The sequence below is a fragment of the Methanolinea sp. genome (genome assembly GCA_016699325.1).
Taxonomy (GTDB): Archaea; Halobacteriota; Methanomicrobia; order Methanomicrobiales; family Methanospirillaceae; genus UBA9949.
This window is the reverse complement of sequence record CP064971.1, coordinates 1,816,083-1,841,087: the sequence shown is the minus strand read 5'-3', so window position 1 is coordinate 1,841,087 and position 25,005 is coordinate 1,816,083. Positions and strand designations below refer to the sequence as shown.

Here is a 25,005-nt window from a genome sequence, read left to right as displayed (position 1 = left end):
TCTTCCTGGGCTTTTCCTGAACCGCCATTCGTGGGTGCTTGATGAGCCCGGTATCCCGGGATTCGACAACTACGGACCAGATTCCTGTGAGTATTTCGAGGTCCAGGGGCGGACAAAGATGAACCAGTACAATGTGGATGGGGCATACGTCGATATCGGCAAGAGTCTCCACTATATTGAAGACCTGGGCTGCCCGTTCCACACCTCGATGCTATTCGGCCAGGCTCACCATTCAGCCTATGAAGGGTGGGTATCAGCACATTGGAGCGAGCTGGAGTCGGCTCTCCGGGTCGACAGTTATTATCTCGTAGGGGATCCATCAGATGCATCGAAGTACATCGCTTGGTATTCCCACCAAAAGCTCACGAGGATTTGCGACATCATGAATACCAGGAACTGGGAAAGTTCGCCTGCACTTACACAGGAAATGGTTACTATTACCAGGGACCTGCTACGGGAAACGGCGATGATGAATATGGGGATGATCGACTACGTCACTAAGTACGATTCTCCAAATACAATCGGCCAGAACCGAGTCGCAATCTCGGATTACACCACGTCGTATGCATATCTTGACAACATCGCGTGCAGCGAGAACATGTACTTATGCACGTATATCACCCACACATATATTGGCGATCTTGAGGTCTGGCTTGGTTGGAAGGATGAATCGTCCCCAACCTATACCGAGGTAAAGATCTGGGATCACCAGGGTGGCGGCACTGATAATCTCGCCTTGTGCATCGGTGCGATCGGATTCCAGAACATTCACGATTGGAGACTCCGGGTTACCGATAGTTACGGCGGAGACCAGGGTTATATCGAGGAGTTCTGCGACCTCGTAGGATAAACACCCAATCTTTTTAAGGCAATGGGGAGATTACAAATTGTGAAATACCCGCTGGTGCTTACATCGGCAGTTTTTTTCTGGATGCCAGTTACCTATGCATTGTTGCTGGTATTCCCATATAGCGGTCCGTTTCTTTTTACCGCAATCTTGATCACGATGTGCACCCTTTCATTCGCTGGTACTCTGCTTATACTCTTAGGGAGATTCACAAAACCGCTACAAAGATATTTCATCTTCCCACTCATTTTGGATCTTCTCGCCATTCTCATGTTCGGGGTGTTCCTTTTCCTTATTGGAGGATCGATTCCGCGTGGTATTCCAGGGTTAGGTTGGATTGGTTGGGCAGCTGGGATTTTACTCCTCGCACCCTGTTCCATAGCGTTGTTCTATGCCACCCCGGCAGCCAGTCGGGCCCGGTCTGTATCTATCGCGCTCACTGCAATAATGTGCATTCCCGCCGCAACTGCCTTGGTTATTTTGATACAAGATTTCCTACACAACACAATCGACTCGTCTCTCGGGCTGATGGCGGTATATTGGATCGTATGCATGCCCATTATCGGGATATGTTACCTCGCCATGGCGTGGTATGCAAATGATAGTTGACAGGCTTCGGGAACACCGAGCAATTGTATCCCCTACTTCTTGATGTCAGAAAGCATTTCTCCTATCCCAATGACAACGGGAGATAGTGGATGGTGGATTTCGCGGCAGAGGTATACAGCACCAGTAAATTGGCAAATTGATTATGAAATAGGAAAAATGACGCTATCACGTTATACAAGAACAGGCTTTGGACATTTTATATATGAGGAACGTGAAATTGGTCTTAATCGCATTGGTGCCGACGAGTATTCAATTGATGCAATGGAAGTGGTAGCATTTTATAGACCTTGGGGGAGCGATGGATCGAATAGAATCGAAGTTTATCCTGTTTTTTATAACTATGATTTAAACGAAAATCCGATAATTCCCGTAAACAGGGTTATCGGCCCATGGACTCTACCCCATGATTTCGGGATGCATTTCATTGTAGGAAAAGGACCAGATACCGGTTGGTATTGGATATCTATTGAGGATTTCAATCCGGAATCGGGATTATCGAGATGGTATGATGGAAGTTACTATGACACCACACCAAGCCAATATATTAAAACCATGACAGTATCATCAGAAGTTGGACTGACAGGTCAAACCACGACGTTCAATGCACGCACCACACCAATTAAGGAAGAGTGGATCCGGAACCAGGATATCTGGTATAAACCGTTCGGTTACTACAGTGGCCCGGTGTCAGAACAACTCCCCCCACCAGGTAAACCGATGCGCTATGTTAGTACGGTTGGAGATTTAACCTCTCCTGACGGTAATATCTATACCCATGCTTACTGCTCAGGATGATCTGAATGATACGAAATTTAAATCAAACCAATTTTTTCTTAAAGGGATCTAAACCTGCAACCTGTGAAATGACAATCAGGACAAAGTTTATTGATAATCGTAATATTGTTCATTTTTTCATCGTTTTATTTCTCGGTATATCCATAAGCATGTGTATAGGAGGGGCGGATGCTCTGGAAAATCCTACAGATCCGTCAAAGAACCTGGAGGGCTCCCCAACGACTTCTCCTCCTATAGGTAAATCTTCAAACGAAGAAGCCCATTTATATACCATCAGCATCGACCCGATCGGTTTACAGAAGGCCGGGGATCCTATTATAATCACTGGAACAATTGACATGCCCGGCAATCCGGTGATTTGGGTGGAGGTGGTCTGTATTCATGCCCATACGGTCAAGGGAATGATTCTGCCCTGTAATATGACATCAGGGGAGGCGATCACGATGCAGAAACAAATTGATGGGGTCCAGAAGTGGTATTTTCTCATCAATACAACAGAGTTATCCCCCGATCATTATATCATAGAAGCGGGTAAGGCCGCACGTTATGCGGGGGACATAGCGGCTTATGATATCGGGAATTTTTATCTTCTTCCGGCGGAAACCGCAACTACCATCGAAGAGCTGCCGATAAGAATCGATCCCGTTCCCTACCATGCATCCAATGACACAATTCGATTGCAAGGTACAATATCGAACTATTCAGGAGAAACTCTGACATTAACTGTAAGTCCAGGGCAATTTCTCCCAGGAGGTACCTGGCAACCAAGATCGGGTACCGGAAGCGTCAACGGCCTTATTGCCATCTTACCGGAGAGCAAAGGGAAAACTCCGTGGGTCTTCACCCTCGATACGACAACCCTGGATCAAGGTGATTATTCCATCGAGATCAGATCAGCCGATGGAAATCTTAAGGGATATGGATTATTTTCACTCCAGAAGACATCTATTCAATATTCTGTTCCAATCACTCTATCTCAACAGGAATTGGCTCGCCAGACTTTCTGTTCAACAACAGACAATGAGACGTCAGAAGGTACTCCTATAGGCATATATCCGACATCCGAAAAACCTGTACCCCTCATGCCATTTGTCGTCCTAATCTCTCTCGGCATAATAGTGATACGCATAGCCATGAGAAAGGACGGGAAATGAAAGATAAACCTAAATAAATAGGTGATTAGGTAACTTCCACCGCCATGGTAATCCCGATAGGGGGCTAATTACAGCTTATTAGGGACGGTACCGAGCAGGTCTGGAAGGTTCCTATGAGAAAGTTCACAAAATCGTTTCTCGTGCATTTCTGAGGGTTCACGTGCCTTCAATCTTCATTCCGGGTTATTCATTCCAGAATGGGTTTTCTTAGCTCTTAGCTTTTTCGGTCGAGGCCAAGTGCGTAAGTCCTAGATTAATTGATTTAAGAATTTATTTATAGACCAAAATATATTCTTGGAAATATGGGTCTATTTGATAAATTAATCGGAAACAGGACCGAGCCCAAATTGACAAAAGAAATTAAAAGGAAAGAAATTATTTCCACCGCGGGTGGGGACTTATTATCAAGTCAAAAAAAGAATTGGCAATCCTCAAAAGCACATTTATTACTCCTTAGTAAATTCCTTCATCCACGAGTAAAAGATAATTGTGTAAAATCCGATGCGTGGACAGATGTCCTTAATGACCTGACTTCCGGGTAGTTTAAGCACATAGTCCGAGTGCATCCAGGATAGTTCTCTGTTTCTTTGAAATTTCAGTTATAATCGTCTCTCCCGTCACCAATCGAATCTTCTTGATCTTGGAAAGTTCGAGGAGAAGACCATCGAGGGTATAATCTTCCAGGAGTCCAGCGTCCTTCATCTGTTTCAGCAGTTTCATCCTCAAAATGAGGCTGATAAATGTGACAAAAAGAAACCCCTTCATTGTAGACTCCTTTTTCACATTCAGAGGGAGAACCTGGAGATCCTGTTTCAAAGTTCGGAATGTTTTCTCGATATAATCGCGTTCCCGATAGACGGTGAGACACTCCTTCCAATCGAGTGGTCCATGGGACAGAATGATCTGTTTGCCCATTCTGTTAACCCTCTGTGACACGGCATTATTCCGGATTTCGACCACAAACTGGTTACCCTGCACATGCCAGGAGAAATAATTCGAGAACTTTCCTGCGCACTCCTTAAAGATATCATCGGGCTTCCGCCACCGTGGTATTTTGAGACGCTCAAGTTTCTGTTTCAGGTCATGGAGGCGAACATAGAAGAGATTTCGTTCATCCTGCTCCCGCTTCATGTCATAATAGCAAAATGCTTTGATATCATTCCCGTGCACGTCGAATGAGATAGGCTTGACAAAGATCGGATTCTTCTGGTATTTCTGCAGGTATTGCGGGCTTTCAAGGTCACGTTGAAGCTCGGTGAGAACCTCTTTGACTTGTTTGAGCGTGAGGGACGCAGGTATTACGAATGAGAATCCTTCCTGGACCAGCTCTTCCAGGTTCCCCTGGCTGAAAAAACCACGGTCGAGCACCAATGTGTAATTGTTGACCCCTATGGCTCCGATTTTCTTGATGGTATTTTTTAAGGTTACGACATCGACAATGCTCCCCTGGTAGATGTCATACATAACGGGAATGGCCTGATGCGTGTCGAGAATAAGGGAGAAATTGACTTGTGGAAGGTCCAAGCCATCACGATTGTACCCCATATTCCAGGAGAGATATGAGCTGCGAATAACTTGAGAGACTGGTGATGTCATAGATGAGTGTTGCATCGGTGCCGAGGTTTCGAATGAGGAGATGCATGAATTCCTCGGGAACACCGCTGTTGCCAATGGTGGAAAGAAGTTCGCTGATAGATTGGCTGCTCAGATGGAGGTTCGGATTGGTGAGGAAGAGCGAGCTCTCTTCGTACCAGGTCGATACAAGGTGCATCGCGACGGGATGTAGGATCCGGTTGATGGCTATGGCGAGAATGGTCTCTTTCTCACTCTTGCTGGCAAGTGTGGAGAGATATTCATCAATGTGCAGGTCCTGGATGATTTGCTGAAGTGGGAGGAGATTTCCATGAGTGAATGCTTCCTTTGGGATTGCAGAGATGCTTGGGCCTGGAATACCTTCAGTTCTTACTTTTACTGGAACTCCATTGATATTTTCCCTAAATAATGTGAGGTGTGGCGGGTTTGTTTCTTCACCGGATCGTAGTAGGGAACATCCTCATACCAGTATTCTATCCCATTGATCTTCTTGATTCGGCGAATGGGTTTCATATGCTTATAATATAAGCACATTATATTATTTAGATCTTGCGGTTGAGGGTCGCATTATAGAATTGGACCGATATTTGATGGAATCATGTGCCTAAAACTCGGGAGGTCAGGTAATGAACCTTTAGAAAAGGCAATAGAGGCTTTTCTTAAGGAAGGATTGTTACGAGTAGCAAATCTTCAAGAAAAAATGGATGCAAAATTCAAACTCACTGACCTAAAACCTTTATTAAAAACGAGAAATTTGCCAGTAACGGGAAAGAAAAACTTGCTAATTGATAGATTAATACAGGCTGACAGGGAAGCAATTGAATCACTCGTTACGGATGTAAATGTTCTCATTTGTAGTGATAAAGGAAAATTAATCGCTGAAGATTACCTCAAAAAGAACGGGAAATTAGGCTTGCAACAGAAAAGACAGTCTTTTCTTTTATAAAGGAAGGTAAATTTTTCGATGCGAGTGGAACCGTGGCGCATTTTGAGGCTGAACAAGTATTTCAAAGGGGTATTAACTGTGATTGGAAAAACCATGATCCGGGCAACGATGTGACCATTCTTAACTTAATTTTTTCAAAGACTCCAAAAATTCTCGATGGTTATACTCAAGAACAAATTGAAATCCTCCGTCCTGCTGCAGCCATGATACATCTTTGGGGAACAAATGCTGCCGCAAAACAATATATAATACCGGACTTTTTCACTTCTTCGAAGTATGATGCGAATACATCAGTTAATATGATACTGTTATATGCTTTATTTTTGTATTCAATTAACCGATATAAAAAATCGGGTGTTAAATCGGTTGAAATTGTAACAGCTCCAGATTCTTGCGAAAATTGTAAAAAGCATGCAGGAAAAACTTTTAATATAGATATGGTCCCAGAATTGCCTTATGCGGCATGTACGCATAAATATGGTTGTAGATGTTGTATAGTGCCTAAAGTTCTCTAATTTTTTCAATGAGAGAGTTGTCTTCAGCAAAGACAGAATTACAAACCGCGAAAAACTTGTTCGATCCTGTAAAATCTAGTACAAATCATGAATTGTCATTAGCTGCAATCGAAGGTTCATCACAAATTGATAAGATGATTAATATGTTAAACCAGATTTCATAGTTTTTTTATAATCAATGTCTCCAAAACAGACATGCCCAAAAACACCGAAATTGACCTCTTGCCCCACCTTTCGCACGTGGCCCCAGGATTTCTGGAAATAAAATACTTAGGGTTATATCCCACCTTTCGCACGTGGCCCCACGATTTCTGGAAATAAAATACTTAGGGTTATATCTTAGCGCAGCAATACATATTCTGTGGAGCCTGTATCTCAATTCACGGCGAAGAATTTCAGTTCTAGCAGATTGCCCATCTCGGTCTGGTGGCCGGCATGATCGATGAACTCGGAATATCAGCAGTAATCGATGACGCCCTGCCCAAGACACGGAACCATATCCTCCCCCATTCAGCGATTGTCAAGGCCATGCTCCTGAACGGTCTAGGCTTCAATGAACGCCGGCTCTATTTCTTCTCGCGATTTTTCACCAACCTCTCGACAGAACAGTTATTCGGCCCTGGTGTTACCCCGGACCACCTGAACGACGATGTTCTCCTCCGGACACTCGACCGTATCTACGAGTATGGAAGCACCGACCTGTTCAATGATATCGTAGTGGCAGTCATGGAAAAACTCTCGTTTGGCACCCACCTCCTCCATGCTGACACAACCAGTTTCAGTGTTCACGGTGACTATGACACCGATGACGATGACGACTTCCGGACCATCAAGATCACCTACGGTCACAATAAAGATCACCGCTGGGACCTCAAGCAGTTCGTCCTTGCGATGGTAACCAACCATCACGGCATCCCGCTGTTCACTCAGCCGTACTCCGGCAATGAGTCAGACAAGAAGATCCTCCTTGAGACCATTCGTAAGGGAGGAACCTGGCCAAGCGGCTGGATAAAGCGCGTAAATCATGGAAGAAGCTCTGTGCCAAGGAATTTGCCTGTGAGCCCGATGCACGCATGGCTGCACGGTTGTGGTTTGATGCGTACTTCCTTACCTGTCCGCTGATAGGGTCCAAGTATTCTCAAAGACGAAAAAGAAGAACGGAAGAAAAGGGCGCCCGGGCAAGGATGAGGCTGTTGAGACAGTTTTCTTCGTCGATTCACCGCTTGAGATCGTTCCGGATGTGATCGAGCAGGAGAAAGCACGTCTCGGACGGTTCATCCTGGCAACAAATGATCTTGACCTGGATCCGGACACTATCCTGAAATATTATAAGGGGCAGCAATCGGTTGAGCGGGGGTTCCGGTTTCTGAAGGATAAGAGTTTCCGGGTTGCCGAAGTTTTCCTGAAGAAAGAGACCAGGATTGAAGCGCTTTCCATGGTTATGGTGCTCTGCCTATTCGTCTATGCAGTAGCCGAGTGGCATATCCGGTCCCAACTCAAAAAGACAGGGAAAACGGTGAAAAACCAGCTGAAAAAGCCAATCCAGAACCCGACCATGAAATGGATCTTTACTCTGTTCATGAGACCGGCGGAAGTCACAGTCACCCTAAATTCGCAGATACAGCGGTTTATCGTGAATCTGGACGAGGAAGTGATTCAAATTCTTGATGTCATGGGGCCAGCGTTCGGAAAATATTATTTTGTGAGGTCGACCTGCGAAATGTAGGTCTTGCTGTTGTGTTCACTTCGTGATGAAGGAATACCGGGACCAATGCCCGGAGGGGGTTCCCTCCTCCGGCGCCTCCCCCGCACAACCCCCGCAGTTGGGGCCGATACCCCAACTGCTCCCCGCAGCACTGAACTATAAGTCCATTGCTGCTTTATCCACTCATATGGATGACCTTGTGATCCGGACGGCGCGAAAGGAGGTGGTGCCGGTCTTTATCGAGTGGGCGAGGAGAGAAGGGTGGAACCCGGGGCTGCATGACGGGGAGTGCCACTACGCGGTGGACCCGGCCGGGTGGTTTGTCGCGGAGGCGGACGGCGAGATCGTCGGGACTGTTGCGGTCACCAATTACGACTCCCGGTTCTCTTTTGGGGGTTTCTTTGTCATCAGGGAGGATATGCGGTCGAAGGGTGTGGGCTGGCAGCTCTCGACCGCGGCAATCCGCCACGTGGGAGACCGGAACCTGGGCATCGACGGGGTCTACGAGATGCAGGAAAAGTATTCTTCACGGATGGGGTTCCGCTTCGCATACCGGAACATCCGGTGGCGGGGCATCGCGGACGGAAGGAGGCAGGCAGGGCTCTGCTCTGCGCAGGAAGTGCCCTTTTCCGCACTCGTTGCGTACGATGCCCTCCATTTCCCCGCGGAACGGAAGCGCTTCCTGGAGCGATGGATCCGCATGCCCGGATCGTGGTCCTCCGCTCTGGTGGAGGGAGGAACACTGCGGGGCTACGGGGTAATCCGGAGGTGCTTCGAGGGGTATAAGATCGGCCCGCTCTTTGCCGATACGCCGGAAATCGGCGAGCGTATCCTGGAGGATTTGACCGGGAGGGATGAGATGAGGGGGCAGCTGTTTTTCTTCGACACCCCGGAGCCGAACAGCGAGGCGGTGGCCATGGCGCAGGAGCGGGAGATGGAGGAGGTCTTTGGCACCGCCAGGATGTACACGAAGGAGATCCCTCCGCTTCCGGTCGGCCGGATCTTCGGGGTCACCACGTTCGAGATGGGGTGAGAGAGGGGTGCAGGTGGAGGTGCACCGCTCCTTCCAGACCCACGCGCTATTGCCGGTTCCCGCATCGCGACTGCACACCCGGCACAAATCGCGAGGATATGCGTGGCACCCCCGATACCTGCCCTCGTGGTGGCTGCAGGCGAGGGGATGGGGGAGTCTCCTCAAAAGTGGTCGCGATGGGTGTGACCGCAGTGGTCGTGGTGGTTGCCAGGACCGGGACCGGCCCCAGCAGGGCATAGGTCCCGCTGATGGTGACGGGAGCCGTCACGGAGGTGTTTCCAATCGTCGAGGAAAGAATGGTCCATGTTTCGCGGTCAAGGGAGGCGATGACGAGCCCATCCCTCGGAGCCCCGGACGGGATGCGGAACTCGATCCTTCCCGGGGGGAGGAAAGAGGTATCCTGGGGCACCAGGGCGTAAGGCCCGGAGATGGCCTGCATCTCCCAAGTCACGTCCACAGGAGGGACCTTCAGGAACCCGATGGGTCCCGAGTGTGAGACCGTGACGCTGACCGGGCCGTCAGCTGAGGTGAACGTGTTCCACTGCTCCGGTGGGGGTGCAGTAGTGGCTACAGGCATGCCGTCCCCTGCAGAGGACGATTCTGATACCCCGATCGGGATGCTCTTGTAGAGGGCCTGCGTCCCGTTGACGAGGGCTGCAATGGTGATGGTCCCGGCGGTAAGGCCCTCGACCACGAACGATATCTCGGAGTCCTCTGGCCCCTGCGTGGTCCCGGTCACCTGGAGTTGTACGGTGATGACCCTTGCCGTCGGAAGGGAGGTCCCCGAGAGCCGGAAGTAGTCGTAGGTCCCTGGAGTGATGTCGTAATGCTTGGTGGTGTCTGGCAGGGTGACTGGAAAGAGGTGACAATCGATGGCCAGAAGAAATGGCTGATAGCATTCATGGATGACTCATCCCGGCTGGTCACCTGCCACGGTGTCTTCGATTCTCCCACCACCCGGAATACTATTCTTGTCCTGGAAATGGGATTTACACGGTATGGGATCCCCAGGGAGATTCTCACGGACCACGGCACACAATTCGTTTCTGCACGTGAGCGTGAGGTGGCACAGCATACTTTCAAGGCGTTCCTCGATCAGCATGGAATCAAGCATATTGTCGCCCGGATCAAGCATCCTCAGACGAATGTAAGATTGAACGATTCGAAACATGATCATCTAGCTGTTCTAACCTCTCTTGTGAAGGCATTTGAGGGAGATCCCTTCATCCCTTCTGCCGCTCACTGAACAGGCTGAACAGTTACCAAAATTTTTACTAGGGGGACTGAATGTGACCCTGGAGATCCTTATTGAGGCAATTGGGAGAAAATGAGGAGGAGTGGGGATGAAAGAACACTGTAGGAACAGCGACGTAGGGTAGTGGTGCAGAGTGAATGAAAGGACCAAGACCATGAGGATAATCGCCGGTCGTGACAGTGGAACATATTACCGGACAAAAAATTTGTATGTTCTCACATAGTGTTCATCGCTACCATAATTGACAGGTATGAGAGGCTTTATTTCAATATAGGGATATCTGTATTCATATGCCTCTTGAAAAAGTGCGGAATAAAGAGGAAGAAGATCAGCCCCTCAGTCCTGATACGGTAAGAGATCTGAAACTTGCCCGCACACAGGTTGCCAAAGGACAGTGTATTTCACTGGACGAAGTTCTACGCCGGCGTGGCATTGAATAATGGCGTATTCTGTTGAATTCACTCCTGTTGCAGATAAGGATCTTGATAACCTTTCTCACATCACTATCAAGCGCATTCTGAAGAGGATACAGATAGTGTGTTGAGACCCTCGCGCATATGCCAAGCCATTAAAAGCAGTGTCCACTCCCACCTATTCGTTACGCGTCGGGGATTATCGTGTCCTGTTTGAACTCGACGACGAGACGATGAAGATGAATATCCTCATGGTGCGCCACCGTTCGACAGTCTACCGGGATATCTAAGATATCCCCTGGATGGATTGGATCAGATAAAGGAGAGTGCAATCCCGGGATTTTTCCGGGAAATATACAATTCCCCTCACCTCTTGCTGTCCACTGGCAGAATATGTTCCCGGTAGTGTAAAGATTTTACTGTAAAAACAAAACTCCGATCCTGCACAGTCACTGTACACTCCCCATAGGAAAACCAACCGAATTATATTCATCAGATTAAGCAATATTTCCAGTGGAACTTACAGATTATAACCTGACTTCGCCAGAAGAAGGATGAGAAGGTAGTGTTTATATAATTTCATGCAAAAAAACACAGCCTTCTCATTAGGTAATATAGCATTAATCGATAAAATTGATTCGGAGACCAACTTTTTCGCATCAGTTCTTGGCGGAGTTGGTGGTCGAAGCAAGTCATTCATACCATCCGTAAAAGCTCTCATCAGCAACAAACTCAATCAATCGGTATCGATCAATAAGATTCTGGACTTTACCCCCGACGAACTTCTCAAGACACTGGGGTTTGAAGATACAATTTCAGACCGGAGTTTGTATCGGACTCTGGAACGACTGGGAGAAAGAAAGTCGATTGTTCTTGACCAGTTTCAACGCTGGATCTCCCAGCAGAGCCTCGTGGATCCAACCCAGTTCGTGGACTTCAGTTCGAGTTACTTTGAGGGGACAAAATGTCCGCTGGGGGAGTTAGGGTATTCCCGGGACAATCAGCCAGGGAAACTCCAGATCGCATTTGGGATCAGTGTCGGCCTCAATAACATACCGACGATGCTGACCATCCAGAAAGGAAATGTTCAGGATAAAAAGCATATGCAGATGCTGATCCGGTTATGCTCGAGCGTTCTTCCTGAAGGCAGTCTTCTGGTGTTTGACTGTGGAGGGAATACCCAGGATAACAAACGAAGGATCCGCGATCTGAAGTTCCATTATTTGACCCTGAAAGCAAAGAAGAAAGGACCATACCGGAACGAGATAACGATCTACCATGCCAGGAAAGAAAGCCAGGTTTCATTCGTTTCTGGCAACCGGGTCTATTCATGTGTCAAATATCGGGATGGCGAAGAAGTCCGGTACATATTTTTCTGTGACGACCTGGCCTGTGACCAGTTGACGAAGAAAGCAAGGAAACTTGAGAAAGACCTGGAGAAGGGGAAGGTTCTCACAAAGAAGGTTGAACGCGGAAAAGATCTCGGCCAGTATATCGCTCCTGGAGGGTTGGATCATCGCCCGTGGTCATCTCCAGAAGATCATTGGCGATATCCCCAACCCCTATGTAACCGGTCTTGAAGGTTTCTTCGTGCTTGAATCAACCATCGATGATGATCCCGAAAACATCCTGAATGCCTACAAGAATCGTGACCGTGCAGAGAAGTTCATCCGGGACCTCAAAGAAGGAGCCGAGCTCCGGCCGATCCGGCACTGGTCCAAACACGCGGTGATCGGTGCGTGTTGATCGTTTTCCTCACCAAAGTCCTGGTGAGTTTGACACAACTTTTCTGTAAAGATCCCGTCGTGAAAAATCTGAAAGTCCTCAAAAATTATCTCACGAATTTGACACTTACGATCATATACCCTTCTTTTGGGTATCCTGTCAAGATCATTTCCAACTTCTCCCCAGAAATACGCCCAATTCTTGGAGATTTTATCAAGAGATATGGTAGCCTGGAGGCGCCAAATCACTGGTAAATTGCTTCTGGCGAATTGGGTTAAGTCGTTTAAATTTGATGGAAGTACTGAAAAGTGGCGAAGTTAGGTTATAATCTCTCGAAACGCTATCTCCGGCAGTCATTGCGTTCAGTCACTGAACCGCCGCGGGGGGCGCCCCGTCGGGCCGGCGGCATTTATCGCAAGGCACTCCGGATTACTTCACACACATCTTCACGGGACAGTTCAGCAATAAACACTGCCTTCTCATCCTTCTTCTGGCGAAGTCAGGATCCAGCAGCCGCACCCCGGAAAGGTGCCGTGGGAAAAAACATTTTTTTTTAAATCGTGAAAATGGCCCCCTCACCATGCCCATCCTGTATACAGGTGCCTTATAGCAGGGAACCCGCATGGGTTTCATCCTTCTTCCGGACCGTTGAACCCAGACCATCAAAAATAATAAATACCCTGAAGAGAACTCCATCACCGGCAATGATGTGGAAACCCGCCGGGAACCCTGCCGCGGTGGCACGAGGGGTGGTACAGCTGCAGGTTGTCCGGTATGCGGTCGTTGCCGCCATCGTCATGGCCAGGGTCATGGCGGGTCTCCTTGCCGGAATTGAACGTTCCCGGCAGTCTTTGCATTCACCACGATGGGACCGGGCAGTCCCATCCAGCCTCCTTACTTACCGATAACCCCTTCTTTTTTTGGTGACCGTTTCTTCACTAATCCTTCATGCTTCGAGGCGATATGGCGACCGGGTAAGCGGTCTTGACCCGCCGACCAGGCCAGGCAGAACGCCGGAACATACCAGGAGGCCTTCCCTCCCGGGACGGTATCCCGCTCCCGCGGTTCCTCGTGAGAGGATTGCATCGTTCATTCATCGATTCCCGGTTGAGCCCGGGTGCCCACGGGCCAGGTGATGGGCGAGATAGATATGGTTATCTCCCTTCATTTGATAAGAAAATAAGGTTACAATGGACGAACAGAAAATCCGGTCGGCATTCGAGAACGAAGGCATCGGGAACGAGATAAAGTGTCCCCAGGCCTTTGCCATGTCAGAAAAGTACGGCATTCCCAAGATGGAAATAGCCCGGTACTGCAACACGCACGGGGTGAAGATCCGAAGCTGCCAGCTGGGCTGCTTCAAGTGAAATAAGTCCATGACCGTGCCGATAGACATGAACAGACACCGCCAGTCCCATCGTCAAATAGGTCAGGGGGCATCTCCATCACAATACTTCCGGACCGCCCTCTCTTTCAACCGGTGATCCGATGGACAGACCACACCGGCTCGTGGTAGAATGGCGCCACCTGGACCTGGGAAACACCCCGTGCGGCCGCTGCACCGATACCGGGACAAACCTCTGGAATGTCATTACCAGACTGGGAGAAGAGAACCTGCTTGACGGCGTGGAACTGGAACTTCAGAACACCGTCCTCCCCATCGAGCGGGTTATGGAATCAAACACCGTGCTCATCAACGGGGTGCCGGTGGAGCAGATCCTGGGTTTACCCATCCCCCCAACCGACTGCAGGGGATGCCCGGACCCCGGCGGGAAGCCGGGCGTGTGCCCCCTGGTCGATGATGACCGGGACCTCTTCTCGCCAATACCGGAAGAGATGCTCCGTGCAGCGATCCTGAAGGCCCTGAACCGGTAGGGAACTCCAGAGCCCCTGCAGGGGACCCGGGCCTTTTTCATACATTGCCTTAACCGATGCGAATATTCAACCAGGAAGAATAAACCTGATAGCATGAGCCCTGGAAGATCACGGTATTCCGACCGGGAAATCATCAACCGGTGGGCATATACGGGGATCACTGCCCACCTCTCCGCCCTCCTTGCCGCCAGGGGAATGGACAGTGCGGAGGCGGACGGCTGTATTGGTTTTTTCTACGTGGATCACGAGGAGGGCGTCAGCCTCCGCGTCACTGCCCTGTGCCGGTCCGGAACAGGACAGCTCCCTTGCATCGTCGCGGATGTGCCCATGGAGGACGTCATCCTCCGCTCCGGCGAGGTCGGGCCGTTTACCCTCCTCTCCGAGCAGCAAGCAAACGAGCTCTGTCTGCTCGAGGAGCAGCGGTGGCGGGTCTACCACGAACCGGAACGCCTCCACGAGGTCCGGACCAGGACCGATCTCGACCAGTTCCGGGCTCCGGGGTACTTCGATGACGTATCGGTAGTCCTCCTCTCCCCGGAGCAGGACCATGCCGAAGTGGTCTGGGTCCGCCTGGAAGAGGTGGTGGGGGGTGGCAACAGGTTCAGGGGTTTTCTCCTGAACGAACCGGGTGCTGATTTTGGTGTCCATGCCGGGGATTATCTCGTGGTATCCCTCCGTGACGAGGGAGACGGCCGGTTGCTGGTGTCCGGACCGGAGCAGTGACACCCCTGCTCCCTGCCGGCTGTGGCCTGGGAGGAATGCCGGTGCGAGGAGCGGGAAGAGTGCAGCCTCCGGCAAGGAGTTCACGACGAAGCCGGGGGCGTCATCAGGACCAGGACCGACAAGAAAATAGCGAGACGATGCGAGTTGCAGCGGAGTGGAGGAGCACCGGACCGGAGGGAGGAGCGGACGGAGACGGAGCGAAAGGAGCTTGGTCGAGCGTCACCGGGATGCGATACACTTCCGAGGCGGCGCCCACGCGGCGGGGGGCGGAGCCCATCCTTCAAGCGTCAAAGAAACAATTGGAGAATATTGTGGGCCTGCCCCCTCCCGCCCGGAGCAGGCCGCTGATGGCTTACCAACCAATGAGGCGAAACAGACACCGTTTTTCTTATGGCTGCAACACAGGTGATAGAGATCGCGGACGAAGAAGAGGGTGGTGCAGGGGGGCTGTAGGACTGCTTGGAGATGATGACCGGGTTCATGGTGACGCCGCTCACCTCGTACGAGGTGCACTCGAACGGGTTGGTGCTGACAACGCTGTCAGCGATGGTCTTGATCGCGGCCGCGTTCGCAATCGGTGCGGTCAGCACACGGACTGCGGTCTTGGTCACGCTCTTCTGCACAAAGTCTGCCATTTGCTGATACTCCTGCCCTTGATTGAAGGGCTGCGATGAGGTGGGGGGAGGAGGGTGATAAAGTTTGAGGGGGATCAGTTATTGGAGGCAAATTCAAGGTCTAAAAGTAAAATGGAATAAATTGAATTGATAAGAGATTGCAAATATCGATAAAATTATTATTCTGTAAAAAATTTTCTATCTATGAAACTCTTCCCCTTAATCGTCCTCATTTTCATTTTCATGTCCCTCTTTGTCGGATGCACTTCAAAAGAAAAAACCAGCACTCCACAAACCACCATCACCACAAAGAGTACATCTGCAACTCCCACTCCAAAAACAACAACACCGACTACAATTATTACAACCTCGCCTCCTCCACGAACTACCTCTTCACTATCAGGGCCGGTGTGCGATTGCTCGCGAGACGTCTATAATTGTGGTGACTTCCCCTTACCAAATGGAGCAGGTGCGTATGAATGCTTCAATTACTGTAAAAGTATAGGAAAGGGTGATGTTCATCGTCTCGACAGGGATAGGGATGGAAGGATTTGCGAACAACGATAACCTATTCCTCCAAATGGCTGATTAATCCTTTAATTGTAGCAGTAACTGTCTCTCCATCAAAGCCACCCAGATAATATTCTGTTTTTTGTTTATTCGACCGATTCACTCTGATCCCCTCAAGCGGGAATGAATCAACCGCGATGATTTTGTTCAATGGAAATTCAATGGTCTTTCCTTTTCCTGTAAAAATTACTCGCTTGTTCGTGAGGAGAAACACACCGGTATCAATTTGTTTTCTCACCTCATGGCTCGTACTCTGTGCTCCAAACCCTCCCACGCCGAAAGAAACACCCTTCGCGACCCGTATCCTCGGCCCGCCATAGCCTCCTGTTGTGGTTCTCACCGCTCTGTCCTCCCACAGTTGTGCACCGTTCACACACGCGTAGCAAATTTCATTTTTCTTCATGATGACGGGCACGCGGTCCGAAGGAACCGGATCAATCACTGATAGATCGCCTTGGGAGAGGACATCCAATAATTTACGCCTTTGCTCAATCTCCTCCGGATCGCGAGGAGGCACGTATTTCCCTTGCTTCAATCTTTTTTCATCCTGGGAAGATTGAACTGCTTTTCTATATCCATCCATGAATCCCATGATACAAAACAGTCAGCAAGAGAAAATAAAATTAATCGACATTGAACAAGGAACTTTTCTACTGAACCACCCCCCATCCACACCGCCGCCTTCCTCGCTCTCCCCCTCCAGTACATCCATCCTTCTCGTTAAAATGAAACGCTATCGAATGATTCTTCACTCCTCACGCTATGAGATTTACATACCAAGGCGATCGCATGGAGGCATCACCAAAGGTCCCAGATCTTTTCCGCGTTCAACCTTCTTTGTGAGAACTTTCCCTTCTCCAGGTCTTTCTTAAGTTTCCTTGCTTTCTTCGTCAACTGGTCACAGGCCAGGTCGTCACAGAAAAATATGTACCGGACTTCTTCGCCATCCCGATATTTGACACATGAATAGACCCGGTTGCCAGAAACGAATGAAACCTGGCTTTCTTTCCTGGCATGGTAGATCGCTATCTCGTTCCGGTATGGTCCTTTCTTCTTTGCTTTCAGGGTCAAATAATGGAACTTCAGATCGCGGATCCTTTGTTTGTTATCCTAGGTATTCCCTCCACAGTCAAACACCAGAAGACTGCCTTCAGGAAGAACGCTCGAGCATAACCGGATCAGCATCTGCATATGCTTTTTATCCTGAACATTTCCTTTCTGGATGGTCAGCATCGTCGGTATGTTATTGAGGCCGACACTGATCCCAAATGCGATCTGGAGTTTCCCTGGCTGATTGTCCCGGGAATACCCTAACTCCCCCAGCGGACATTTTGTCCCCTCAAAGTAACTCGAACTGAAGTCCACGAACTGGGTTTTAATCCACGAGGCTCTGCTGGGAGATCCAGCGTTGAAACTGGTCAAGAACAATCGACTTTCTTTCTCCCAGTCGTTCCAGAGTCCGATACAAACTCCGGTCTGAAATTGTATCTTCAAACCCCAGTGTCTTGAGAAGTTCGTCGGGGTAAAGTCCAGAATCTTATTGATCGATACCGATTGATTGAGTTTGTTGCTGATGAGAAGCTTTACCGATGGTATGAATGACTTGCTTCGACCACCAACTCCGCCAAGAACTGATGCGAAAAAGTTGGTCTCCGAATCAATTTTATCGATTAATGCTATATTACCTAATGAGAAGGTTGTGTTTTTTTGCATGAAATTATATAAACACTACCTTCTCATCCTTCTTCTGGCGAAGTCAGGATTATATATCACAATTGAATAAAGACATACTTTTGTTGAACCATTCATGACATCCGCGTATTGCGGCCTGGGTGCCGCTTTTCTCTTCGGAGTGCTCATTTTTTCCGCCGTATTTGCCGGCGGCTGCCTTAAGGAGAGCTTGTTAGGAGTACAGGGAATGAACGTGGGTGCCCAGCAGGTAAACCCCTCCGTCGTCACTCTCAATGTCACGACAGAGATCGTGAACTTCCAGGGCTTCGGGAGCGGCACCCCGCGTCTTCAGCTCCGTGCGTTCAGTACAGAGACCGGGCTTCTCGAAACCGAACGGACAGATACGATTGGCGGTATCGGCTGGGGTGGAGGCTGTTACGGTCAATCAGAACATCGATCTCCCGCGAAAGGGGTCGTACCGGCTCGTAGCCACGGTCTACGAAGGGGAGAAGCGAAAGGCGCAGGGGGAAATTACGGTATACAATCTCGAGCGCATGATCCCGGACAGCCAGTCATCGGGCCTCGTAATCGGGGATATAGACTTCATCGTACTGGGTGTGAGAGGTGACTTCGTGGATATTCAAACCGACCTCTACTTTGGGAACGATGATCCGGGTCCGAGCGGCCCGTTCGATGTCGAAGTGAAGGCAAAAGAGATGGATGCCCACCTGGTTGCCGATAAACAAACTGTGCACGTCGAGAATGTCGATCCGGAGAAGATCGTCGTCACTTCCGTCCGCCTGGCCGTTCCAGACCAGTATAATTACATCGTAGAAGTGCTTGTCTGGAAGAACGGGACGATCATCAGGCGTGGCGAGGGCACGGTCCAGCTCAGGCCCGGGGCCGCCCTTCCTGGGGGGGAGCAGTTTGTTGTAAAGAAGATCGAGACCTCAAAGTTCGTTGCAAAAGAGGGTACACCATTGTCCTATGCCGCACCCTACCCCCCGGAGGGGATCCGTACACCCGGCTTCTCGGCACTCCTGGCAGTGGCAGCGCTGGCAGGAGGCGGGGCGGTCGCCTTCTCACGGAGGAGGTGCGGATGATGGATGAAAGGGCCGGCCCGGCGGGGACGACCGGGGATAAGGAAGGAGGATCAATGATCGGAAGTCCGGAGAGAGGGAAAAAGGAAACGGGCATTGATTTCATGACCGGGCTTCGCCTGATCGTCCTGCTGCTGGTGTTCATAGCAGCCGTCCAGATCTATTTCAGCATCCAGGGCGTGATCGGGATGTGGGTGGCCGACCAGTTTATTCCCCTGGTAAATGCTGTCTATTACCTGGCAGTCATCATCGGGGGGATCTGGCTTCTCAGGGATGTGCTGGCCGGGCGGTGAGGGCACCGGGGGTGGTCACCGGAGATCAGGGAGATCCGGCTCCTCAGTGAGGTGCTGGCTGGGCGGTGAGGGAAATATCGTAAGTCCCCGATCATCGTCCAGGGATGCGTTTTCCCCATCTCCGGCCGGGGACATTCCTTCTTTTTTTTTCTCCCGGGCAATCCCGGTCTCTCCCCACATCTCGCCCTCATCCCCTACAGCTTTTAATCGCCTGCACGACCGTCCCGGAGGACTCCTTCACGTCGCCATAGAGCATCCTGGTATTGTCCCGGTGGAACAGGTCGTTTCCGATACCGGCAAAGCCCATTCCCTTCCCCGCTTGAGGACGATGACGTTTCCTGCCTCCTCGACATCGGGGACGGGCATGCCGTAGAGCAGGCTGCCCTGCCGGTGCGCTGCCGGGTTGACGACATCGTTTGCACCGATGACGAGGACCACGTCGGTCTCAGGGAACTCCTGGTTGATCTCGTCCCGGTCGAACAGGTGATCGTACGGGGGATCCCCGCCTCGGCGAGGAGGACGTTCATGTGGCCCGGAGACTGCCCGTGTTCTCGAATGGAAATGGAGGTTGACGAAATTAAGTTACCCTGTTTGATAGACCCCCGTCAGGAAACCAGCTTCTGCGGACAGGAAATAAAGGGGTATTGTTTGCAAAGCACCTGGCCGGACAGGAATGGGACTATCAGCGATGAGACCCGGCCGTTCCGGCTGGAAAAAACCGGGGAATGGCTGACGCGATAAGGTTCCCCGGGGCGGGATGGTGGTGGTACCGGGGTGAGACACCGCATCCATCACGACACGTGAATGGTGACTCGTCCCCGGGGCGGGATGATGGTGGGTACCGGGTGAGACCGCCATGAAAAGGGATTGCCCGGGGACCTGCGGGCCGGCAGAGCCCGGGTCCCGCGTGGCCGGGGACGGCATATCAGCTCGTTGACCGGTAGTAGGAGACCTTGACCAGTTCTGCCGTGACGAAGAATGCGGCCACCAGGCCGAGGATGATGGCAAGCGAGCCGGGCGGAGGCGGGACGAAGCGGAACACCTCCTGTCCGAAGGCCGTGTAGGGCAAAAGGATGGTCACCGCGGCGGCAACCGCGGTCAGCACCATGACATAGGTGGACGGGCGGCTGGCCCTGAAGAACGGCAGATGGGTCCTGATCGAGAAGAGGAACACGAGCTCGGTCAGGATGCTTCCCATGAACCAGCAGGTCTGCAATACCGATTCCCCTCCTCTGACGAAGATGGTGAAAAATGCAAAGTCAAACACGGTGCTCACCACCCCGAGCAGGGTGGCGATCAGCACGATCTCCTTCAGGTCGTACCTGCGAGGCATATCCCATTCCGCCGCATCCACCGTATCGGTGGCAATGGAGATCATCGGGAAGTCGGAGAGCAGGTTGACCAGTAGGATCTGGATCGGCAGCATCGGTAAAAAGGTGATGAAGAGCGAGGCGAGAGCCACGGCGTAGAAGTTGCCGAAGTTCGAGGAAAGCGTTGCCTTCAAATACTTGACGGTGTTGGCAAACACCTCCCGCCCGCTCTGGATCCCCTTGATGATAACCTCGAGGTCCTTTTGCAGGAGGATGATGTCGGCAGCCTCGCGGGCGATATCGGCGGCACTGTCCACCACGAGTGATACCCCGGCGAGCTTGAGGGCCGGGGCATCGTTGATCCCCTCCCCCAGGAACCCGACCGTGCGTTCCATCTGCAGGATCTCGACAATCTCGTACTTCTGCTCAGGGGTGACGCGGGCAAAGACCGCGTGCCTGGCGACCGCCAGCTCGCGCTCATCAGGGGGCAACGCCATAAGGGCCGAGCCGGTTATCACCCGGCCCGGGTCCTCCAGGAGCCCTATCCGGACTCCCACCGCCCCGGCAACCTCGGGGCTGTCCCCGGTGATGATCTTGAGCTCCACGCCGAGTTCCCGTGCTTTCTCAACGGCACCGAAGGTCGACGGCTTGATGGGATCGGTGAAGGCAAGGGCACCAAGGAACTCCATGTCCTTTTCATCTTCCGGGGCAATCCTGGTGGTCCCCGGTGGCATGGCCCGCCGTGCGAAAGCGATCGTCCGCTCCCCGTCCCGGCCCCTCTCCGACAGCCAGGACAATACTTCGTCGTGACCAGGGGCAGGACAGGACAGCTGGAGGATATCTTCGGGAGCACCGCGGACCACCAGCACCAGCTCGTCCGGGCCCTGGCACAGCACCGCATTACGGCGGCGGCGGGGATCAAAGGAGATCTCTGCCAGGCGCTGCACCCCCTCCGGGACCGGCCCGGCCGCAGCCTCGATCGCGATATCGAACGGCTCGACCTTTTCGGCGCCTTCCGCCACGGTGAGCGCCGCATACCGCAGCAGGCCAGGGTGCGCCCCGGGGGATTGCCCGGTGACGGTCAGGGTATTCTCGGTCAGCGTCCCGGTCTTGTCCGAGCACAGCACCTCGATGCTGCCGATATCCTCGATAGCGGTGAGCCGTTTTACCACCACGTCGTGCTGTGCAAGCTGGAGCGCCCCGCGGGAGAGCGATACCGTGGTCACCACGGGGAGTGCTTCCGGGACCACGCTGACCACGAGCGCGATGGAAAAGACCGCCAGCTCGATGATGTCGACCGACCCGCCCTTGATCAGGATGTTTGCCACGAACAGGAAGACCAGGGTGACCAGGACCATACGCAGGATGAACCGGCTGAACCGCCCGATCCCCCGGGAGAACTCGCTCTCCTTGGTGGTCTCGATGGTCAGCCTGGCGATGCTGCCCATGGCGGTACGGACCCCGGTCTCCATGACCAGGGCCTCGGCTTCTCCGCTGACCACCGATGTTCCACTGAAACAGAGGTTATGGCACTCGTAAACCGACTGCGGTTCTTCCGGGAGATGTCCCGGGTGCTTGGGGACCGGGACGGACTCCCCGGACAGGACCGTTTCATTGACCACCAGGTTTTCCGTGGAAAGGACCCGCACATCGGCCGGCACCACGTCCCCGGTTACCAGTTGGATGATGTCTCCGGGCACCAGGTAACGGGACTCGATGGTTTGCCATCCGGCATCCCGTTTCACCCGGGCCCGTGGCCTGATGTACTGCTGGAGGGCACGGAGGGACTGCTCGGACCGGTACTCCTGGATGAACCCGATGGCGGCGTTGATTCCCACGAACCCGAGGATCACCGCTCCTTCCAGCAACTCGCCGATGACAAAGACTATGGCCGCAGCCACCAGGAGCAGGTAGATGAAGGCCGACCTGAACTGCAGGGCCAGGATCTCCCACCACCGGACCTGGCGGGCCACGATCTCGTTGTGGCCTACCTGTGCCAGTCGTTCCCCGGCCTGGCGGGACGACAGCCCGTCCGAGCGCGATGTCTCAAACCGCGCAAGGATCTCGGGTTCCGGAAGAGTTGCAACGGGATACATGACCAGGGTGAGTGTACCTTAACCTCTCCGGCAGGACAGCCTATAATGGTATGGAACGTTTGTTCCTCCACAAGGAAAACGCGGGGCCTCTCCCCGGCTACGGGCGATCCTCCAGGAACTTGCGCTTCTGGAGCTGCTCCTCCCTGCACCGCCGGGGATCGCAGGCCCGCTTCCGGACCGCCATCGGTCCACGCACCGTAGTCCCGTTCATCAGTACCGCCATATGAGAGCAGGGAACGGCCCTGATGGATACGGTCTGGGACGCTGCATGGGCCCGAACCCTGCCGGCCCGGTCCCGATTCCCGGAAACCCGGGGTCAGGGCAACACCATGACCCGGTATCCCCGGCATTGACAGAACCTCCCGGTTCAACAAAAATATAACTGTGGTGAGCTTTCCGGCACATGCATCGATGCGAGAGAGGCACTCTTCCGCGGGACTGCCAGCACCCAGGAATCGGTGATGAAGGCTCCCTGTGCCGGGACCATCATCACCCCTTTTTTTCCGCGGACGGCCTCATGGAAAGGACACGAGATCCGCCGGCCATCCTTGCACCCCGGGAGAGGGGATCCTGCCCGGGTCCCTTTCCCGCAATCCATGCCGTTTTGCCACGTATCGGGGTGCCGGTGGGGGAGGGAACTGCAGGTCCGCCCGTATTCATGGCAAAAGATCGGGGGGGAATGGGAGAAACGACCTGCAGGCGCCCGGGACCCCCTTTCCCGGGCAGGGGCCTTATGACCAGGTGAGAGCCAGGCCCACGCCCACTTCCTTTACCGGGCAGTACGCCGCAAGGGCGATCTTTGCTGCAAGCGAGGTGCAATGGCAGGCATAGAGGGCCTGCAGGGAAAGCGACCGGAGGTATTCCCCGGTCCCGGCGAGCCGGGAGGGTGACGGGGTGAGAAGGTGAAGGCCCCCGATGATGGCGGCGACCCGGGGCTCGGCGCAGACCTCGCGGGCGTACTCGGTGATGTTGCAGATGCCGGAATGCGAGCAGCCGGTGATGATGACCAGGCCTGCACCGGAGCGAAAGGCGAGGGCCGAATCATCGACAACCCGGTCAGGCTCGACCCGGCCATCGGGGAGCCGGATCTTCCTTTTTCCAGGATCGGCCTCCTCGAACGGGAACCTCCGCGGGATCTCCCCCAGGAAGACCAGGTCCTCGGTGAGCCAGACCGGTCTTCCCGAGAGGTTCACCGGGAACTGGCGACGGACCTCGCTTTCATTGAAAATCGAACCGATATCAAGCAGGGGGAGAGCTTCCCGCGGGCAGAAACAGAGCGGGTGGGCCACCAGTTCCGGGACCCTGTGGGGGATGCCTTCTATCCGTGCTTCCGTGAGGAACTGGACGAGCGGGACCAGCCCCCACGAGTGATCGAGGTCGCCATGGGATAGCACCACGGTGTCGAGGTCCCGGAGATCAAGCCCCATCTTTCCGGCATTGGCCAGGAAAAGGCCGGAATACCCGGCATCGAACAGGATCTTTTTACCGGATGTCTGGACCAGGAACGAGAGTGCAGGTTCTGCCATGAAGTAACGGTTGATCAGGGTGTTATTGTCAACGAGAACGTTCAGCTGCAGTCGGGATGCCATGCTGGAGGGTGTCTTCCGGAGGGGATAAGGGTTGGGTTTCCGGCCCGCGTGTATTCCCGGGCAGGAAAGCCGCGGTTGTGCCGGTGGGGGCTGGTACTCTCCACCCTGGTGCTTACACCATTCCTGTGCCGGGGGAACCTGGTGGATTCCGACGCATCACTCCGGACAGCGATATCCCCCGGTCCCGGGTACCGGCAAGGATCCTCCAGGTGTGAGGACCGGGTTTTTGTTCCCGGACCGGGATGGGCTCCGGGATCCCTAAAGCCACCGATGGTGACGGGTACCGGGGGGTAGCATGGGCCGGTCTCCACAATAACCATCCTGGCTTTCCCGTGATTGGCTCCGGTCTCCACAAAGCCACCGAAGGTGACGGGTACCGGGGGGTTAGCATGGGCAGTTCACACAATAACCATCCTGGCTTTCCCGTGATTGGCTCCGGGATCCCTAAAGCCGCCAAAGGTGACGGGTTCCGGGGAGGTAGCATGGCCAGTTCACACAATAACCATCCTGGCTTTCCCGGGATTGGCTCCGGGATCCCCAAAGTCGCCAAAGGTGACGGGTTCCGGGGGGTAGC

General features: G+C 52.6%; 25 protein-coding genes and 3 pseudogenes. 17 read left to right on the top strand and 11 right to left on the bottom strand.

From position 1 onward, the window contains the following. Positions 1 to 34: 34 nt before the first annotated feature. The 3 genes from IPI71_09630 to IPI71_09620 all read left to right on the top strand — a co-directional run bounded on the left by IPI71_09630 (position 35) and on the right by IPI71_09620 (position 3,405). Complete coding sequence (locus IPI71_09630) at positions 35 to 850, top strand: hypothetical protein (protein ID QQR70879.1); 816 nt, start codon at positions 35 to 37, stop codon at positions 848 to 850. 675 nt (positions 851 to 1,525) lie between these two features. Continuing rightward, positions 1,526 to 2,251, top strand: coding sequence for a hypothetical protein (locus tag IPI71_09625; GenBank protein QQR70878.1), 726 nt, complete (start codon positions 1,526 to 1,528; stop codon positions 2,249 to 2,251). 68 nt (positions 2,252 to 2,319) lie between these two features. After that, positions 2,320 to 3,405, top strand: coding sequence for a hypothetical protein (locus tag IPI71_09620; GenBank protein QQR70877.1), 1,086 nt, complete (start codon positions 2,320 to 2,322; stop codon positions 3,403 to 3,405). Positions 3,406 to 3,948: 543 nt separating this feature from the next. Here IPI71_09620 and IPI71_09615 read toward each other — a convergent pair. Then, a pseudogene (locus IPI71_09615) lies at positions 3,949 to 5,511 on the bottom strand (IS1634 family transposase). Positions 5,512 to 5,596: 85 nt separating this feature from the next. Here IPI71_09615 and IPI71_09610 point away from each other — a divergent pair. The 4 genes and pseudogenes from IPI71_09610 (at position 5,597) to IPI71_09595 (ending at position 9,197) form a co-directional block, all read left to right on the top strand. Beyond that, positions 5,597 to 5,944: an SAP domain-containing protein gene (locus tag IPI71_09610; GenBank protein ID QQR70876.1), complete on the top strand. Its 348-nt coding sequence runs from the start codon at positions 5,597 to 5,599 to the stop codon at positions 5,942 to 5,944. Positions 5,945 to 5,976: 32 nt separating this feature from the next. After that, complete coding sequence (locus IPI71_09605; GenBank protein QQR70875.1) at positions 5,977 to 6,459, top strand: hypothetical protein; 483 nt, start codon at positions 5,977 to 5,979, stop codon at positions 6,457 to 6,459. 408 nt (positions 6,460 to 6,867) lie between these two features. Continuing rightward, positions 6,868 to 8,185 (top strand): annotated as a pseudogene (locus IPI71_09600) (IS1634 family transposase). A gap of 166 nt (positions 8,186 to 8,351) precedes the next feature. Next, positions 8,352 to 9,197: a GNAT family N-acetyltransferase gene (locus IPI71_09595; protein ID QQR70874.1), complete on the top strand. Its 846-nt coding sequence runs from the start codon at positions 8,352 to 8,354 to the stop codon at positions 9,195 to 9,197. Between the two features lie 46 nt (positions 9,198 to 9,243). Here the strand turns inward: IPI71_09595 and IPI71_09590 are convergent, their stop codons facing one another. Continuing rightward, entirely contained in the window at positions 9,244 to 9,936 is a 693-nt protein-coding gene (locus IPI71_09590; protein ID QQR70873.1) for a hypothetical protein, read from the bottom strand. A gap of 87 nt (positions 9,937 to 10,023) precedes the next feature. On the opposite strand from IPI71_09590, the gene IPI71_09585 reads away from it, so the two are divergent. The 4 genes from IPI71_09585 to IPI71_09570 all read left to right on the top strand — a co-directional run bounded on the left by IPI71_09585 (position 10,024) and on the right by IPI71_09570 (position 13,498). Beyond that, the gene (locus tag IPI71_09585; GenBank protein ID QQR70872.1) at positions 10,024 to 10,443 is read left to right on the top strand and encodes a transposase family protein; all 420 of its coding nucleotides are present in this window, start codon (positions 10,024 to 10,026) and stop codon (positions 10,441 to 10,443) included. Between the two features lie 1,003 nt (positions 10,444 to 11,446). Next, entirely contained in the window at positions 11,447 to 12,445 is a 999-nt protein-coding gene (locus IPI71_09580; protein ID QQR70871.1) for a hypothetical protein, read from the top strand. Positions 12,446 to 12,455: 10 nt separating this feature from the next. After that, positions 12,456 to 12,611: a hypothetical protein gene (locus IPI71_09575; GenBank protein ID QQR70870.1), complete on the top strand. Its 156-nt coding sequence runs from the start codon at positions 12,456 to 12,458 to the stop codon at positions 12,609 to 12,611. A gap of 683 nt (positions 12,612 to 13,294) precedes the next feature. Next, the gene (locus IPI71_09570; GenBank protein ID QQR70869.1) at positions 13,295 to 13,498 is read left to right on the top strand and encodes a hypothetical protein; all 204 of its coding nucleotides are present in this window, start codon (positions 13,295 to 13,297) and stop codon (positions 13,496 to 13,498) included. Between the two features lie 38 nt (positions 13,499 to 13,536). Here the strand turns inward: IPI71_09570 and IPI71_09565 are convergent, their stop codons facing one another. Further along, positions 13,537 to 13,683, bottom strand: coding sequence for a hypothetical protein (locus tag IPI71_09565; protein QQR70868.1), 147 nt, complete (start codon positions 13,681 to 13,683; stop codon positions 13,537 to 13,539). Between the two features lie 97 nt (positions 13,684 to 13,780). Between IPI71_09565 and IPI71_09560 the strand changes: the two genes are divergently transcribed. The 3 genes from IPI71_09560 (at position 13,781) to IPI71_09550 (ending at position 15,188) form a co-directional block, all read left to right on the top strand. Next, positions 13,781 to 13,957 (top strand): hypothetical protein, encoded by a 177-nt coding sequence (locus tag IPI71_09560; GenBank protein QQR70867.1) that lies wholly within the window; start codon positions 13,781 to 13,783, stop codon positions 13,955 to 13,957. Between the two features lie 121 nt (positions 13,958 to 14,078). After that, a complete protein-coding gene (locus tag IPI71_09555) occupies positions 14,079 to 14,465 on the top strand; it encodes a DUF2703 domain-containing protein (protein ID QQR70866.1) in 387 nt (128 codons plus the stop codon). Between the two features lie 93 nt (positions 14,466 to 14,558). Next, positions 14,559 to 15,188, top strand: coding sequence for a hypothetical protein (locus tag IPI71_09550; GenBank protein QQR70865.1), 630 nt, complete (start codon positions 14,559 to 14,561; stop codon positions 15,186 to 15,188). A 287-nt stretch (positions 15,189 to 15,475) separates the two neighbouring features. On the opposite strand, the gene IPI71_09545 is transcribed toward IPI71_09550, so the two are convergent. Continuing rightward, positions 15,476 to 15,823, bottom strand: a complete 348-nt coding sequence (locus tag IPI71_09545) for a hypothetical protein (GenBank protein QQR70864.1) — start codon at positions 15,821 to 15,823, stop codon at positions 15,476 to 15,478. A 239-nt stretch (positions 15,824 to 16,062) separates the two neighbouring features. On the opposite strand from IPI71_09545, the gene IPI71_09540 reads away from it, so the two are divergent. Then, entirely contained in the window at positions 16,063 to 16,239 is a 177-nt protein-coding gene (locus IPI71_09540; protein QQR70863.1) for a hypothetical protein, read from the top strand. 131 nt (positions 16,240 to 16,370) lie between these two features. On the opposite strand, the gene IPI71_09535 is transcribed toward IPI71_09540, so the two are convergent. The 3 genes from IPI71_09535 to IPI71_09525 form a co-directional block, all read right to left on the bottom strand. Next, the gene (locus IPI71_09535; protein QQR70862.1) at positions 16,371 to 16,964 is read right to left on the bottom strand and encodes a hypothetical protein; all 594 of its coding nucleotides are present in this window, start codon (positions 16,962 to 16,964) and stop codon (positions 16,371 to 16,373) included. Between the two features lie 206 nt (positions 16,965 to 17,170). Beyond that, positions 17,171 to 17,443, bottom strand: a complete 273-nt coding sequence (locus tag IPI71_09530) for a hypothetical protein (GenBank protein ID QQR70861.1) — start codon at positions 17,441 to 17,443, stop codon at positions 17,171 to 17,173. Between the two features lie 39 nt (positions 17,444 to 17,482). After that, the gene (locus IPI71_09525; protein QQR70860.1) at positions 17,483 to 18,085 is read right to left on the bottom strand and encodes a hypothetical protein; all 603 of its coding nucleotides are present in this window, start codon (positions 18,083 to 18,085) and stop codon (positions 17,483 to 17,485) included. 365 nt (positions 18,086 to 18,450) lie between these two features. On the opposite strand from IPI71_09525, the gene IPI71_09520 reads away from it, so the two are divergent. Then, entirely contained in the window at positions 18,451 to 19,146 is a 696-nt protein-coding gene (locus IPI71_09520; protein QQR70859.1) for a hypothetical protein, read from the top strand. Next, positions 19,143 to 19,436, top strand: coding sequence for a hypothetical protein (locus IPI71_09515; GenBank protein QQR70858.1), 294 nt, complete (start codon positions 19,143 to 19,145; stop codon positions 19,434 to 19,436). Before IPI71_09520 ends, IPI71_09515 begins: the two co-directional genes overlap by 4 nt. Before the next feature lie 15 nt (positions 19,437 to 19,451). Here IPI71_09515 and IPI71_09510 read toward each other — a convergent pair whose 3' ends face one another. The 4 genes and pseudogenes from IPI71_09510 to IPI71_09495 all read right to left on the bottom strand — a co-directional run bounded on the left by IPI71_09510 (position 19,452) and on the right by IPI71_09495 (position 24,419). Then, positions 19,452 to 19,616 carry a hypothetical protein gene (locus IPI71_09510; GenBank protein QQR70857.1) on the bottom strand — a complete coding sequence of 55 codons (165 nt, stop codon included), beginning with the start codon at positions 19,614 to 19,616 and terminating at the stop codon, positions 19,452 to 19,454. Between the two features lie 7 nt (positions 19,617 to 19,623). Further along, positions 19,624 to 19,963 (bottom strand): annotated as a pseudogene (locus IPI71_09505) (NAD(P)(+) transhydrogenase (Re/Si-specific) subunit beta). A gap of 398 nt (positions 19,964 to 20,361) precedes the next feature. Continuing rightward, positions 20,362 to 22,842, bottom strand: a complete 2,481-nt coding sequence (locus IPI71_09500; protein ID QQR70856.1) for an HAD-IC family P-type ATPase — start codon at positions 22,840 to 22,842, stop codon at positions 20,362 to 20,364. 731 nt (positions 22,843 to 23,573) lie between these two features. Further along, a complete protein-coding gene (locus tag IPI71_09495; protein QQR72020.1) occupies positions 23,574 to 24,419 on the bottom strand; it encodes an MBL fold metallo-hydrolase in 846 nt (281 codons plus the stop codon). Positions 24,420 to 25,005 lie beyond the last annotated feature (586 nt).

Bases quoted from the DNA above. Each gene is read 5' to 3' on its own strand.
- IPI71_09560 (QQR70867.1), top strand. From the start codon at position 13,781: ATGGACGAACAGAAAATCCGGTCGGCATTCGAGAACGAAGGCATCGGG.
- IPI71_09550 (QQR70865.1), top strand. From the start codon at position 14,559: ATGAGCCCTGGAAGATCACGGTATTCCGACCGGGAAATCATCAACCGG.
- IPI71_09610 (QQR70876.1), top strand. From the start codon at position 5,597: ATGTGCCTAAAACTCGGGAGGTCAGGTAATGAACCTTTAGAAAAGGCA.
- IPI71_09570 (QQR70869.1), top strand. From the start codon at position 13,295: ATGATGTGGAAACCCGCCGGGAACCCTGCCGCGGTGGCACGAGGGGTG.
- IPI71_09540 (QQR70863.1), top strand. From the start codon at position 16,063: ATGCACTTCAAAAGAAAAAACCAGCACTCCACAAACCACCATCACCAC.
- IPI71_09510 (QQR70857.1), bottom strand. From the start codon at position 19,616: ATGTGGGGAGAGACCGGGATTGCCCGGGAGAAAAAAAAAGAAGGAATG.
- IPI71_09595 (QQR70874.1), top strand. From the start codon at position 8,352: ATGGATGACCTTGTGATCCGGACGGCGCGAAAGGAGGTGGTGCCGGTC.
- IPI71_09515 (QQR70858.1), top strand. From the start codon at position 19,143: ATGATGGATGAAAGGGCCGGCCCGGCGGGGACGACCGGGGATAAGGAA.
- IPI71_09555 (QQR70866.1), top strand. From the start codon at position 14,079: ATGGACAGACCACACCGGCTCGTGGTAGAATGGCGCCACCTGGACCTG.
- IPI71_09525 (QQR70860.1), bottom strand. From the start codon at position 18,085: ATGCAAAAAAACACAACCTTCTCATTAGGTAATATAGCATTAATCGAT.
- IPI71_09565 (QQR70868.1), bottom strand. From the start codon at position 13,683: ATGAACGATGCAATCCTCTCACGAGGAACCGCGGGAGCGGGATACCGT.
- IPI71_09535 (QQR70862.1), bottom strand. From the start codon at position 16,964: ATGGGATTCATGGATGGATATAGAAAAGCAGTTCAATCTTCCCAGGAT.
- IPI71_09620 (QQR70877.1), top strand. From the start codon at position 2,320: ATGACAATCAGGACAAAGTTTATTGATAATCGTAATATTGTTCATTTT.
- IPI71_09545 (QQR70864.1), bottom strand. From the start codon at position 15,823: ATGGCAGACTTTGTGCAGAAGAGCGTGACCAAGACCGCAGTCCGTGTG.
- IPI71_09580 (QQR70871.1), top strand. From the start codon at position 11,447: ATGCAAAAAAACACAGCCTTCTCATTAGGTAATATAGCATTAATCGAT.
- IPI71_09500 (QQR70856.1), bottom strand. From the start codon at position 22,842: ATGTATCCCGTTGCAACTCTTCCGGAACCCGAGATCCTTGCGCGGTTT.
- IPI71_09625 (QQR70878.1), top strand. From the start codon at position 1,526: ATGACAACGGGAGATAGTGGATGGTGGATTTCGCGGCAGAGGTATACA.
- IPI71_09585 (QQR70872.1), top strand. From the start codon at position 10,024: ATGCTTGGTGGTGTCTGGCAGGGTGACTGGAAAGAGGTGACAATCGAT.